Source organism: Agrobacterium sp. AGB01 (genome assembly GCF_014851585.1).
In the GTDB taxonomy this organism is placed as follows: domain Bacteria; phylum Pseudomonadota; class Alphaproteobacteria; order Rhizobiales; family Rhizobiaceae; genus Agrobacterium.
The window spans coordinates 1,051,696-1,065,626 of the sequence record NZ_JACVAB010000001.1 but is presented as its reverse complement, the minus strand read 5'-3'; the positions used below and the strand labels follow the sequence as shown (position 1 = coordinate 1,065,626).

Annotated in this window: 11 protein-coding genes; 4 read left to right on the top strand and 7 right to left on the bottom strand. The window is 56.3% G+C overall.

All coding sequences use genetic code 11. The features are described from left to right. The first annotated feature begins 4 nt into the window (after positions 1 to 4). On the top strand, positions 5 to 1,366 hold the full coding sequence (locus IB237_RS05030) for an esterase-like activity of phytase family protein (protein ID WP_192487474.1): 1,362 nt from the start codon (positions 5 to 7) through the stop codon (positions 1,364 to 1,366). 47 nt (positions 1,367 to 1,413) lie between these two features. On the opposite strand, the gene ppx is transcribed toward IB237_RS05030, so the two are convergent. From ppx to IB237_RS05010, 4 genes are all read right to left on the bottom strand, one after another. Continuing rightward, a complete protein-coding gene (gene ppx / locus IB237_RS05025; RefSeq protein WP_192487473.1) occupies positions 1,414 to 2,934 on the bottom strand; it encodes an exopolyphosphatase in 1,521 nt (506 codons plus the stop codon). Next, complete coding sequence (locus IB237_RS05020; RefSeq protein ID WP_192487472.1) at positions 2,931 to 5,132, bottom strand: RNA degradosome polyphosphate kinase; 2,202 nt, start codon at positions 5,130 to 5,132, stop codon at positions 2,931 to 2,933. Before IB237_RS05020 ends, ppx begins: the two co-directional genes overlap by 4 nt. Positions 5,133 to 5,196: 64 nt before the next feature. Further along, positions 5,197 to 5,910 carry a DnaA regulatory inactivator HdaA gene (gene hdaA, locus IB237_RS05015; RefSeq protein ID WP_192487471.1) on the bottom strand — a complete coding sequence of 238 codons (714 nt, stop codon included), beginning with the start codon at positions 5,908 to 5,910 and terminating at the stop codon, positions 5,197 to 5,199. After that, complete coding sequence (locus tag IB237_RS05010; RefSeq protein WP_192487470.1) at positions 5,907 to 7,055, bottom strand: AI-2E family transporter; 1,149 nt, start codon at positions 7,053 to 7,055, stop codon at positions 5,907 to 5,909. Before IB237_RS05010 ends, hdaA begins: the two co-directional genes overlap by 4 nt. A 224-nt stretch (positions 7,056 to 7,279) precedes the next feature. Between IB237_RS05010 and purM the strand changes: the two genes are divergently transcribed. Both purM and purN read left to right on the top strand, forming a co-directional pair. After that, positions 7,280 to 8,353 carry a phosphoribosylformylglycinamidine cyclo-ligase gene (gene purM / locus IB237_RS05005; protein ID WP_192487469.1) on the top strand — a complete coding sequence of 358 codons (1,074 nt, stop codon included), beginning with the start codon at positions 7,280 to 7,282 and terminating at the stop codon, positions 8,351 to 8,353. Next, positions 8,350 to 9,018: a phosphoribosylglycinamide formyltransferase gene (gene purN, locus IB237_RS05000; RefSeq protein WP_192487468.1), complete on the top strand. Its 669-nt coding sequence runs from the start codon at positions 8,350 to 8,352 to the stop codon at positions 9,016 to 9,018. The genes purM and purN overlap by 4 nt, the downstream gene beginning before the upstream one ends. Positions 9,019 to 9,052: 34 nt before the next feature. Here purN and IB237_RS04995 read toward each other — a convergent pair whose 3' ends face one another. Then, complete coding sequence (locus IB237_RS04995; protein ID WP_192487467.1) at positions 9,053 to 9,676, bottom strand: NUDIX domain-containing protein; 624 nt, start codon at positions 9,674 to 9,676, stop codon at positions 9,053 to 9,055. Between the two features lie 125 nt (positions 9,677 to 9,801). Continuing rightward, positions 9,802 to 11,994 carry a molybdopterin-dependent oxidoreductase gene (locus IB237_RS04990; RefSeq protein WP_371815254.1) on the bottom strand — a complete coding sequence of 731 codons (2,193 nt, stop codon included), beginning with the start codon at positions 11,992 to 11,994 and terminating at the stop codon, positions 9,802 to 9,804. 8 nt (positions 11,995 to 12,002) lie between these two features. Between IB237_RS04990 and IB237_RS04985 the strand changes: the two genes are divergently transcribed. Further along, complete coding sequence (locus IB237_RS04985; RefSeq protein WP_192487465.1) at positions 12,003 to 12,851, top strand: 23S rRNA (adenine(2030)-N(6))-methyltransferase RlmJ; 849 nt, start codon at positions 12,003 to 12,005, stop codon at positions 12,849 to 12,851. Between the two features lie 21 nt (positions 12,852 to 12,872). On the opposite strand, the gene IB237_RS04980 is transcribed toward IB237_RS04985, so the two are convergent. After that, the gene (locus tag IB237_RS04980; RefSeq protein ID WP_192487881.1) at positions 12,873 to 13,820 is read right to left on the bottom strand and encodes a lysylphosphatidylglycerol synthase domain-containing protein; all 948 of its coding nucleotides are present in this window, start codon (positions 13,818 to 13,820) and stop codon (positions 12,873 to 12,875) included. Positions 13,821 to 13,931 lie beyond the last annotated feature (111 nt).

The window sequence follows — 13,931 nt, the reverse complement described above, 5'->3', positions numbered from 1 at the left end:
TTTAATGACCAAAACACTTCTTGCTTCTGTTGCTATTTTTGCGATCTCCGGCTTCTCGGCAATTGCCGCCGAAAAAGAATTCCCTGCCAAGCTCGTTTCGCATGCCATTCTGCCTGCCAACACCATTATTCCAGCACCAACAGATGCGCCTGAACACCTCAAGACATCTGCCAAGTTCACGACAGCAGATCGCAAGCGCGCTGAAGGTCTTGGCACGGTTCCAGGCATGGACGGTGTTCGGCCAACCGGCCTTTCCATGCCGTTCAACGGTCAGGCCATGCAGGGTTTTTCGGGCATCAAGGCTATGGAAGATGGCACCTTCTGGAGCCTTTCCGACAATGGTTTCGGTTCGAAGATCAACTCCAGCGATTCCATGCTGATGTTGCACCATCTTTCCTTCGATTGGGATGCAGGCAAGGTGAATGCGCTTGAAACCGCGTTCCTGACCGACCCGGACAAAAAGGCTCCCTTCCCAATCGTCATGGAAGGTTCCGACAAGCGTTACCTGACCGGCGCTGATTTTGACGTTGAGTCCATCCAGCCTGTTGCAGACGGTTTCTGGATTGGTGAAGAATTCGGACCTTATATCCTGAAGTTCACCCGCGACGGCAAGCTGACCGACGTCATCGCCACCAAGGCTGGCGAGATCGACGTGAAGTCGCCTGATCATCCTACCCTGACCCTGCCGGGCAACCCGACACAGAAAATGCCTGCTTTCAACCTGAAGCGTTCAGGTGGTTATGAAGGCATGGCCATGTCCAAGGACGGTTCCAAGCTGTACGGCATGCTGGAAGGCCCACTCTACACCGCTGATGGCCAGTTGGAAAAAACCGAAGACGGCGCAACCGGCCTTCGTATCATTGAGCTGGATGTTGCCTCGAAGTCCTGGACAGGCCGCACATGGCTTTACCCGCTGGCCGAAGGTGGCGAAGCGATCGGCGACTTCAACATGCTGGACGAAACCACCGCTTTGGTCATCGAACGTGACAATGGTGCCGGTACTGCCGACAAGGCCTGCGCCGACCCGAAGAAGCCTGAGACCAACTGCTTTGCCGTTCCGTCGAAGGTCAAGCGCATCTACAAAATCGAGTTCAACGATGCCAATGTTGGCAAGGCTGCCCGCAAGATCGGTTACATCGACCTGCTGAATATTTCCGATCCGGACAACAAGAAGCGTCAGGGTGGCGGCGAAGGTTTCTATGACATGCCGTTCGTTACCATTGAGAATGTTGACCGCGTTGACGCGACACACATCATTGTTGGCAATGACAACAACCTGCCCTTCTCGGCCGGTCGTGCACTCGACAAGGCAGACGACAATGAATTCGTTCTGATTGAGGTCAAAGACCTGCTGGACGCCAAGTAACTAAGACAAACAGAAGCGCTGCCGGGATATCGGCAGCGCTTCTGATTTTATTCGAAAACGAAGGCTAGACGTTTGCCTGTCAATTTCGCCAGTTGCTGCAGGCGGCCATCCAGCCGCTCACCCGCGAAATCGCAATAGTCATGCGGAACGACAAATTCCAGATCGAGATCAGGATTGTCCGATGGCCGGAAGCGCAGGTGATCAATCACACCGGGCATGGAGGCGGAAAACAGGTAGACGACACGCAACATGCCGCCCAGCAGCTTGGCCAACTCCGCCATGCGATCACCGGCAATCGCCGTCAACGGCTTGGTCGTGCCGTCATCATTGAGCCCTTCAAAGCGATAGTAGTTGGCAAGCGCGATATAGGCGCGGCCGGGATGGCTGATGCCAACAAACGAGGAGTGCGCGATGATGTTGACGGCCTGCAAACCGCGATAATCCGGATGTGCGCGCCAGCTGATATCGGCCAGAAGGCAGGCGGCACGGCGGTAGCGGCTTTCTTCCACCGTTTCCTCAATGCCGAAGACCGGTATAGTCCGACCGCTCCAGTCTTCCAGCTCGCGGGCATGTTCGGGCGAACGTGCACGCAGAATGGCAAGTTCATCGGCAGAGACCAGCAGCGGATCGGTATCCTGATCCTCTTCGCTGAGCAGCGAATAGAGATAACCTTCGCGCACGCCCTGAGCAGAAAACACCACTTTGGAAGGTTTCATCGCTTCCAGCACTTCACGCATGGCGATGGCACCGTAGGGCAAAAGCGAACGGCGGCTTTTTGAGACCGCCTGCCATGCGGGATCCTTCGAATCCTTGGCTGTAATGACGTCATCGAGAAATGCCAGCATTTCCTGCAACGGCACTTCGTAACCCTGCATCATGTGCAGCGGGTACTGACGAATTTCCATATGCAGCTTGGCAATGCTGCGCCATGTCCCGCCAACCGCGTAGAAGGTACGGCCCTCGCCCTTGGCGAGCAGCTTGGCGGTCTTGATCTGTTTCTTGGCAAAGGTCGCGGCCTTTTCAAGCGAGCTTCCAGATGTCTCGGACAACCTGATACCACCGAGCGGCAAGGTAATGCCCTGCCCGCAGGATTTGCCCTTGATATCGATCAGTTCAAGCGAACCGCCGCCAAGGTCACCGGCAATGCCATCGGGGTCATAAAAACCGCTGATGATGCCGTATGCCGAATAGAGCGCTTCTTTTTCGCCGGAGAGGACTTCGATTTCGCAGCCCAGAATCTCTTCGGCTTCACGGATAAAATCAGGTCCGTTGCTGGCTTCACGCGCGGCAGCGGTTGCAAGCACATAGAGTTTGTGGGCCTGAGCCTGTTCTGACAGTGCACGGAAACGACGTAGTGATGCAAGCGCGCGGCTTACCCCTTCGTCGTCCATACGACCGGTAAGCGCCAGCCCCTTACCCAGACCGCACAGTACTTTTTCGTTAAAAAGTACTGCCGGTGCACGGGACAAACCTTCATAAACGACGAGACGAACAGAGTTCGAACCAATATCGATGACGGAAACGGGGGCGATGCCGGTAAGCCGCCCCTGTGCTTCTGATCTTGTCATTCAGCCTGTTTCTTGCGAGCCGAGATAAGACCCGCAATCAGTTTTGGCGCACTGGATTTCAAGGCTTCACCACGTCCGGAAAGGCTGGGATTGGTCATGAAGTAGTGCTGCGCGTTGAACGGTTCCTCGCCCTTGCGCACCTCAATGCGCCTGGACGTTCCGTCGGCAAGTATCTCGTAGCTTTGCTGGTTGTCAATCAGGTTACCCAGCATGATCTGTGAAAGAACTTGCTCATGCACTGTTGGGTTAACCAACGGCACCAGCGTTTCAACGCGTCTGTCAAGATTGCGCGGCATCATATCGGCGGAGCCGATATAAACCAGCGACTTTTCCGAAGGCAGGCCATATCCATTGCCGAAGCAGAAAATGCGGCTGTGTTCCAGGAAGCGTCCAACGATCGATTTGACGCGGATGTTTTCCGAAAGGCCGGCAACCTGCGGACGCAAGCAGCAGATGCCACGGATCACCAGGTCAACTTCAACGCCTGCTTCACTTGCACGGTAAAGTGCATCGATGATTTCAGGGTCAACGAGCGAATTCATCTTCATCCAGATGGCGGCCGGCGCGCCATTCTTTGCGTGCTGGATTTCATCATTGATGTGCTTGATGATGCGTGGGCGCAGCGTGTAGGGCGAAACCGCCAGCTTCATGCCCTCTTCCGGCTCACCATACCCCGTGATGAAGTTGAAGATATTCGCCATGTCGTGGGCAATCTTCGGGTTACAGGTGAAGAAGGAAAGATCGGTGTAAATCTTTGCGGTAATCGGATGGTAGTTGCCCGTTCCAAGGTGGCAATAGGTGCGCAGCTTGCCGTCTTCACGGCGAACGACCATCGACATCTTGGCGTGGGTTTTCAGTTCGATAAAGCCAAACACCACCTGAACGCCAGCGCGCTCAAGGTCGCGGGCCCAACGGATGTTCGCCTCTTCATCGAAGCGTGCCTTCAATTCGACAAGCGCCGTCACCGATTTGCCGGCTTCGGCAGCATCGATCAGAGCACGAACGATCGGGCTGTCGTTGGAGGTACGGTACAGCGTCTGCTTGATAGCCAGAACATCCGGGTCGCGGGCAGCCTGCAGCAGGAACTGCGCCACGACGTCGAAGGATTCGTATGGGTGGTGAACAACCATGTCCTTTTCGCGGATCGCGGCCAGGCAATCACCGGCATGTTCACGCACACGCTCCGGGAAGCGGGCATTGTAAGCCTCGAACTTCAGCTCATCGCGCGGTGCCTTGACGATTTCGGAAATCGTATTCAACGCCAGAAGGCCGGGCAGAACAGCGACGCGATTTTCCGGCACGCCGAGTTCGTGAACCACGAACTGGCGCAGATATTGCGGCATTTCACTGTCGGTCTCGATACGGATAACCGAACCGCGACGGCGTCGCTTCAGAGCGCTTTCGAAGTAGCGAACCAGATCTTCCGCTTCTTCTTCAACTTCAAGATCGCTGTCACGGATCAGGCGGAAGGTACCAAAACCCTTGACGGCATAACCGGGGTAAAGCCTGTTGATGAACAGCCCAACCACATCTTCCAACGTGATGTAGCGAATGGTGTTGCCCTCATCCGGCAGGCGAATGAAGCGGTCGAGTGCTGGCGGCAGGCGCAGAAGGCCGGTCATCGGTTCGCGACCATGCAGGCTTTCCAGCTGCAGAACCATAGAGAAACCAAGGTTCGGAATGAACGGGAACGGGTGCGCAGGGTCGATACACAGCGGTGTCAGAACCGCAAAGATTCTTTCCTCGAACTCTGTCTCAAGCCACAGGCGATCCTCATCAGCCAGTGCGGCAGGGCGCACAATGTAGATGTCTTCCTTGGCAAGATACTGCTGCAGAACAGCAAGCGACGCCTGCTGTTCCATCTGCAGGTTGTCGATTTCTTTCAGGATGTCTTCGAGCTGTTCAGCTGGTGTCTTTCCATCCGGCGTCCTGACAGTGATCGACTGGCGCACCTGTGCCTCAAGGCCGGCGACGCGCACCATGAAAAATTCATCGAGATTGGCGGCGGAAATCGAGAGAAAACGCAAACGCTCCAGCAGCGGATGCGCGACGTTCAGCGTTTCCTCGAGAACGCGGCGGTTGAACTGCAACCAGGAAAATTCGCGGTTGATAAACCGCTCAGGGCTGTCCCACAAAGGGCTACGCTGAGGAGCTTCTGTGATGCCCTGTTCGTGACTGTCCTGTATTGCCGAATCCATCAACAACTCCACCCGTAAAACATTGATCTGCCATTATAACAGTTTGACGACGGAACTGTGACAGTCAATCATCATCCATGTCATTGCCTGGTTCGTTCAAAACCTCTGCGGCCAGGGCTCGAGTGATGCGGATACCACGGGCAAGCGCCAGCCTGTCCAGTTTCTCCACCACCGTCTGCGCCGCATCCAGTGAACGTTCCATTCGCGCCACGATATAGCTGATGATTTTGTCATCCATGTAAAGCTGACGATCAGCAAAAAGCTTCATCAAGACTTGTGCGAGAAGGTCCTCGTCCGGCTCACCGATTTCCACCACGGTCGCCGCCTTGAGGCGCGAACGCAGATCTGGCAGCGTAACCGGCCAGGCAGATGGCCAAAGCCGCGTGCTGATCAACAGTGACGTGCCGTTTTCTCGGACACTGTTGATGACATGGAACAGTTCCGTGTCATCAAAACCGTTGCGATCAGCATCTTCAAAAATTACCGGACCGGTTTCGGCCTTGCGGGCGGCTTGGCTGCCTGCAATGGGATGAATGTCGGTCGCACCGCTCTTTTCCCGCCAGATATTGGCAAGGTGCGATTTTCCAGAACCGATAGGGCCGGCCAGAATCACCACCGGCGACGGCCAGTTCGGCCATGCATCGACAATTGATACGGCAGCATTCAAGGGCGCAGACACCAGCAAGTCATCCCGGCTGGACGCCGTGACATGAGAAAAGACGAGTGGAAGCTGCTCGGCTTTTGGCCGGGCCCGGTCAGGATTTTGTGGGTCGTTCATTTCTGGCTCTGTGTGATCGTCTTGACGGCTGCTTCATCCTTTTGCCCCTCCCAAGGCAAAGCCTGCGCACGTCCGTGGTATAAATCGCTTTCGAGATATCGCGACAGGGCAAACCGCACGAGTACGCCCACCGCCGCTGCCGCCGGCACCGCAATCAGCAAACCGACGAAACCAAACATCGCACCGAAAGCAAAAAGTGCGAACATCAACCATACCGGATGAAGGCCCACGCTGCCACCCACCAGTTTAGGCTGGAGAACATTGCCTTCCATGAACTGGCCAGTGAAATACACGCCGAGAACAATGGCAATCGACACGTAATCCGCACCGAACTGTACCAGGGCCACGCCGCCGGCAATCAGCAGGCACAGCGTCGCACCAACATAAGGAATGAAGCTGAGCATGCCCGTTGCAAAACCGATCAGCAGGCCGAAATTCAGGCCAGCCAGAGAAAGGCCTACGGCATAATAGATGGCCAGGATAAGGCACATGGAGCCCTGCCCACGCACGAAACCGGCAATGGTGGTGTCCATGTCGCTGGCGATCTGGCGCACGGTCTGCACATGGTCGCGTGGTATCCAGCTGTCGACCTTCTTGATCATGCGATCCCAGTCCAGCAGCAGATAGAAGGCAACAACAGGTGTCACCACCAGCAGCGACACGACATCCAACAGAGATTTGCCAGAGTTCCAGATCTGCGTCAGCAGCGTGCCAATAAAACCGGCGCCCTCTGCCAGCAGCTTGGAGAAGTTTTCACGGATGGATTCGACCTGTGCGGCCACCCAATCCGGCAGGATTGTCGAACCGGTGCCAGCGACAAGCTGCTGCAGAGACGAGATATAGCCGGGAATACGGGTGATGAAATCAGAGGCCTGCGCGACAACCACCGGAATGATGATGATCAACGACAGAGCAAACAACAACACGAAAGTAATCAGAATGACCACTGTCGCCATCATACGGCTCAAACCGCGACGCTCCAGCCAGTCGGCAACCGGATCAAGAAAATAGGCTAGCGCCATGCCTGCAACGAATGGCAGAAGGATGGAACTGAACACCGTCAAAAAGATCACAAAGATCGCAAGCGCGCCGATCCAGAAAAACACCTGGCGTCGCAAATTTGTGCCACTGATATGAGGTTGCATCGTCGGTTCCTTGTGGCGCAATCGCCTTTGCATTTCATCAGGAGATAGGATGCACCTACCGGAACGGTCAAGACTTGATCGGGTTTAAGGCCACAGCGAACAGGCAGAAGTGAGGAAAACGTGGTCAAACCCGTGAAAAAGCGGGTAGAGGCCCTGGTTACTCTTGCATAACACCCCCGCTCATGCGAAGGGCACGCCAAAAGGCGATAGCGGAGACAACAGCCATGAGCCAGTCCGGCAAGAACGGTCTTACCTACAGCGATGCAGGCGTGGATATCGACGCCGGAAACCTGATGGTCGAGAAAATCAAGCCTGCTGTTCGCTCGACGCGCCGCCCCGGCGCTGATGGTGAAATTGGCGGCTTCGGCGGTCTCTTCGATCTCAAGGCCGCAGGCTTCAAGGATCCGGTTCTGGTTGCGGCCAATGACGGCGTCGGCACCAAACTGAAGATTGCTATCGACGCAGATTATCATGACACGGTTGGTATCGACCTGGTTGCCATGTGCGTCAACGATCTTGTCGTACAGGGCGCCGAGCCACTGTTCTTCCTCGACTACTTCGCAACAGGCAAGCTGGACCCGGATCAGGGCGCTGCCATCGTATCCGGCATTGCGGCCGGGTGCCGCGAATCCGGCTGCGCGCTGATCGGTGGTGAAACCGCTGAAATGCCTGGCATGTATTCCGATGGTGATTACGATCTGGCCGGTTTTGCAGTTGGCGCTGCCGAACGTGGCCAGCTGCTGCCAGCCGGCGACATTGCCGAAGGCGACGTTATTCTGGGCCTCTCTTCCTCGGGCGTTCACTCCAACGGTTTTTCGCTGGTACGCAAGATCGTGTCGCTGTCTGGCCTTGAGTGGAGTGCACCCGCACCATTCGCGGAAGACAAGAAGCTGGGTGAAGCCCTGCTGACCCCGACACGCATCTATGTGAAGCCACTTCTCAAGGCGATCCGCGAAACCGGCGCATTGAAGGCACTGGCACACATCACCGGCGGTGGCTTTCCGGAGAACATTCCGCGCGTTCTGCCAAAGCACCTCGCCGCAGAAATCGACCTCGGTTCGATCAAGGTACCCCCGGTCTTCTCATGGCTTGCCAAGACCGGCGGCGTTGCAGCCAATGAAATGCTGCGCACCTTCAACTGCGGCGTTGGCATGATCGTTGTCGTCTCGGCTGAAAACGCCCAGAAGGTGACAGACGCGCTGACCGCGGAAGGCGAAACCGTATTCCCGCTTGGCCGTATGATTGCCCGTAACGAGGGTGACCATGGCACGGTTTACAAGGGTACGCTTGGTCTATGAGTAACCAGTCCTCGCCTGCCCGCAAAAAACGGGTTGTGGTTTTTATTTCCGGCGGCGGTTCCAATATGCTGGCGCTGGTTAAGGCATGCGAGGATCCATCCTTTCCAGCGGAGATTGCCTGCGTCATCTCTGACAAGGCTTCGGCTGGCGGTCTGGAAAAAGCCGGGGCACTTGGCATTGCCACCCTTGCCTTCGAGCGCAAATCCTTTGCCAGCAAGGCAGAACATGAGAGCGCCATTTTGACTGCGCTGGCTGACATCAATCCTGATATCATCTGCCTTGCCGGCTACATGCGCCTGATTTCGGGTGACTTTATCGCGCCCTATGAAGGCCGCATCATCAATATCCATCCATCGCTGCTGCCGCTTTTCCCCGGCCTGCACACACATGATCGTGCAATCGCATCCGGCGCAAAGATTACCGGCTGCACCGTGCATTTTGTGACAGAGGGTATGGATGAAGGTCCGGTGATCGGCCAGGCTGCGGTGCCCGTTCTGGCGGATGACAATGCCGAAAGCCTCGCGGCGCGCGTTTTGACCGTGGAACACCAGCTTTATCCGCTGGCGCTGAAGCGTCTCGCCGAAGGCAAGGTGCGTATGGAAGGCGGCAGGGCAATCTGCGAAAGCGGCGCCACGGACGCCACCTCCTTTATCATTTCCGCTTAAAGCCTCGAGCCACCGAGGTTTGAGCTATTAGCCTTTACAGCGTCTGCCGGTTCAACATTGCCCATTGCAGCAGGATGATTGTCTTCGCGTCGGTGATTTCGCCCGTGGAGATCATCGCAAAGGCATCGTCGAGCGACAGGGCGATGACTTCCAAGTCTTCGCCTTCGCTGTCGAGCCCACCGCCCTCACCTGCCTTGATATCCAGATCGATCCTGCCGAAAAACAGGCTGACCTTTTCCGTCAGCGTGCCGGGGCTGGCATACATGTCGAACAGATATTTGACGCTCTCGACAGCATAACCGCTTTCCTCCATTGCCTCGCGGCGAATGGCATCTTCGGCATTGTCGTCATCCAGCAGGCCTGCTGGCACTTCCAGCAGGAAGGCCGGTTCACCGTTCATGAACACCGCCGGACGGAATTGGCGCACAAACACCACCATGTTGCGTGCCGCATCATACAGAAGAATGGCGGCAGCACTGCCATGATCATGCACTTCTCGGTCAATGCGGATGACGCGGCCATCAGGCATTTTCTGGTCAAACACCAATGTTTGCATATGCACGAAGCGTTTCCAGACGGTTTGTTTTTCAACCAGCGTAATCCGGCCATCATCATTGGCTGCCAGAGTACCGCTATTCACCTGATTATCCACACTCATCTCCATTTCCAATTCCGCTGTCACGTCACGACACAAGACAATCAGCATGTCTTGTCGCGCCACGAAACTCGAGGCCTAACACCGTTTTTTACCATCTTCATGGCGTCCGCAAGACAAGCTGAGCCTTACTCCTTGCGAAGCCAGACCTTGTTGTCGTGGAATGCCGCGCCGCCATAGGGGGCCGGCGAATCCGCACCGGTCAGCACATTGATGCCCTCGCCGTCGAGGTGTGCCTTGTTTGGCCACAGCCCTTCAGCGATCAGCACGCCCACGCGTGCACCGGCGACGATCTTGGCGTGAAGCCGAACTTCGCCGCGTGTATTGCCAATTCGCACCACATCGCCGTCAGCAATAGCAAAGGTCTCGGCATCCTCAGGACAGATCATCACTTCCGGACGACCTTCCTTTTGCAGCGATGTCTTGGTTTCGCTGAAGGTCGAGTTGAGGAAGTTACGCGCTGGCGAGGTGGCAAGCCGGAACGGGTGTTCGGCATCGGCCGTCTCGATCACATCGACCTGGTCGGGAAACAGTGGCAACTGGTCCACAGGCCCCATCAGGCCAACATTCTCTGGTGGCTTGTCCGGTGACGGACCGTTTCGCCAATCAGGGCTGAAACGGAATTTTCCATCCGCATGGCCGAAGCCATGCAGATAATGTGCGACCTCAAAGGGTGGCTGGGCATCAATCCACTTGTCTTCCAACAGCGCGTCAAAACCCGGCCAGCCACTGGCCGACAGAATGCGGTCGACATGTTCACGTGCCGTCAGGCCAAAACCCGGCATATGGCTGACGCCAAGGCGCTTGGCCAGTTCCTCGATGACAAACAGGTTGGCGCGCACCGTTTCAGGCGGCTCCACCAGCTTGGGCCCGAGGGTGATGTGGTTCTGACCGCCAGCGCGGTAAATATCGTCATGTTCCAGGAACATCGTAGCGGGCAGCACGATGTCGGCGACCTCTGCCGTTTCCGTCATGAACTGCTCATGCACCGCAACAAACAGGTCGTCCCGCAGGAAGCCCTGCTTCACCAACCGCTGTTCCGGCGTGACATTGATCGGATTGGTGTTCTGGATCAGCATTGCCGTCACAGGCCCACCATTGCGAAGCGCTGCGGCATCGCCGGTCAGCACACGGCCAATCTGCGACTGGTCAAGCTGGCGAATATCCGGATCAGCATAGGCCGTGCCCATCAATTCGGATTTGTCGAGGCGGAAGATTTCGCCATTGTTGTGAAATGCACCACCGCCTTCATATTGCCAGGAGCCGAGCACAGTTGCGATGGACAGCGCCGCGTGCATTGCAACTGCGCCATTGCGCTGGCGGGAAAAACCGTAACCGAGACGGAAGAAGCTCTTTTTGGTCGTGCCGACCAGCCGCGCAAAGGCCTCGATCTCCTCGACGGACAGACCAGTGATTTGCGAGGCCCATTGTGGTGTTTTGCTTTGCAGGTGGGCTTCGAGCCCGGCGGGATCATCGGCAAATTTGGCCATATAGGCACGGTCGGCATACCCGTCACGAAATGCAATATGCATGACAGCACAGGCAAGCGCCGCATCGGTGCCGGGTTTCAGCACCAGTCCCAGATCGGCCTGTTTCATGGTTGGGTTGTCGTAGATATCGACGACGACGATCTTGGCACCACGTTCCTTGCGTGCCTTCACCGCATGGGTCATGACATTGATCTGCGTGGCAACCGCATTGGTGCCCCAGATCACAACAACATCGGCCTTGGCCATCTCGCGAGGGTCCGGCCCACGCAATGCGCCTGTGCCCATCACATAACCGGTCCAGGCGGTATTGGTGCAGATTGTGCCGAAAAATCCGGAATACCGTTTGGCATGACGCAGGCGCTCAATGCTGTCGCGCTGCACTTGCCCCATGGTGCCGGCATAAAAATACGGCCAGACGGCTTCCGAACCATGTGCGGCTTCTGCCTTTACAAAGGCATTGGCAATTTCATCCAGTGCGTCATCCCAGCTGATTTCCTGCCAGTCACCAGCCCCTTTCGCACCCTTGCGGCGCTTGGGGGTCAACAGTCGGCCGGGATGATAAATCCGTTCGGAATAGCGGGCCACTTTTGCGCAGATGACACCTGCGGTATAGGTGTTGCTGTTGGCTCCGCGCACACGGCCAATGCGCCCTTCAGAGGTGATATCCACCTCAAGAGCGCAAGCGGAGGGACAGTCATGCGGACAAACAGTGTGTCCGGTGGTGGATTTGGGTGAAATCTGGGTCGCAACGTTCATCAGTTTTCTATATTGCAAGAGTGAAGCGGCCAAAAGTGCCAACTGACCATCATCAAGATTATTCATAAAAGGCATCGGCACGCATGAATTACCGCCATATCTATCACGCAGGCAATTTTGCCGATGTTCTCAAACACGCGGTTCTGGCGCGGCTGGTTCGTTACCAGCAGAACAAGGACAAGGCTTTCCGGGTTCTGGATACCCATGCCGGTATCGGACTTTATGACCTGTCCTCCGAAGAAGCACAGAAGACAGGCGAATGGCAGACCGGCATCGGCAAGCTCATGCAGGCCGAGCTTGCCGCACCTGTCGCCGATCTCTTGGAACCTTACCTCTCCGCCGTCCGGGAACTGAACCCCGATGGTGGTGTCAAGCTTTATCCCGGCTCGCCCAAGCTGACGCGCCTGTTGTTGCGCCCGCAGGACCGGTTGTCCGCCATGGAACTGCATCCGGACGACGCCCGAGCATTATCGCGCCAGTTCGAAGGGGATTTTCAGGTTCGTGTTACCGAGCTGGATGGCTGGCTGGCGTTGGGCGCCCACCTGCCGCCTAAGGAAAAACGCGGCCTGATTCTGGTCGACCCACCCTTTGAGATCGCCGGTGAATATGAGCGTCTGGTCGATGGACTTGCCAAGGCTTACCGACGTTTTGCAACAGGCACCTATTGCCTGTGGTATCCCATCAAAAAAGGTGCACCGATAAAGGACTTTCACGAGCAATTGCAAGCGCTCGAAATCCCCAAGATGCTGTGTGCCGAACTTTCGGTGCGCAGCGACCGCGAAGAGGGATTGAGCGGTTCCGGCCTGATTATCGTCAACCCACCCTTCACCCTGAAGGATGAGTTGCACACGCTATTGCCAGTGTTAAAAACAGTCATGGCACAGGATCGTTATGCGTCCCAGCGTGCGTTCTGGTTGCGCGGCGAGGCCTGAAACCTCGCCGGTCGCGTGGTGTTAGCCACTCGTGGACGGTTCGTCCGGCTCGGACAATTTTGCCCGTTCAAACAGCAGAATGACGATCAGCCCCATGACCAAGGGGATGATCAGGTAAAACAGGCGAAACACCAGAAGAGCCGCAATGACATCTGCCGGGTTCATATCCGGCAGGCCTGTGACGAACAAAAGTTCGAGCACGCCAAGGCCGCCCGGAGCATGAGAAATCAAGGCCGCAGAAAACGACACCAGGAAGATGCCGAGAATAACCATGTAGCCGGGGTTTCCGGCTTCCGGCAGCGCAAAATAGATAATGCCAGCCGCGCCGATCAATTCCAGCGGCCCGATGATAAGCTGTTGTGCGACCAAGGGCGGGGCCGGATAGGGAAACACACGGCTTCCAATTTTCAGAGGGCGCGGTTTCAGCAGGCTTCCGGCGACATAGATGCCGCAAAGCACCAGCAATATGCACCCGGTTGTCCTTGAAGCACCAACCGGCAGCAGGTCACCGAAGCGTTCGGTGATGTCTGGTTCATAAACCAGCACCAGACCGGTCAGGAACATTGTGCCGAAGAAAAAGGTAAAGGAGCACATGGCCACCAGAATACCCACTTCCGTGCCACTGAGGCCCTTCGACGTGTAAGCGCGGTACCGCACCACAGCACCTGAGAACACCGATGCGCCGACATTGTGCGACAAGGCGTAAGTGGTGAACGATGTCAGCGTAATAAAAAGAAGGTTCACTTTGCGGCCAAGATGCTGCAAGGCGATCCGGTCATATCCGGCAAGGGCCGCGTAGGCCAGAAGTGTTGAAAGTGCAGAAAGCGACCAGCCTTTCCACGAAATCGCTGTCAGGCTGTCCCAGACATCATCAAGCGATAATCCGCGTACTTCATGGTAAAGCAGCCATATCGAAAACCCTATCGTCGCGAGGCCGACGACCGGCCATAGATATTTCTTCACTTTCATACGCACATGCCCGCTTGTTCCTCCCGGCAGCGTCTCTGCCTTGTTCACACTCCATCCTACCCATCAGCGTGATCACTGATGAATAACGCGACGAGACGACAAAAGGCTGCA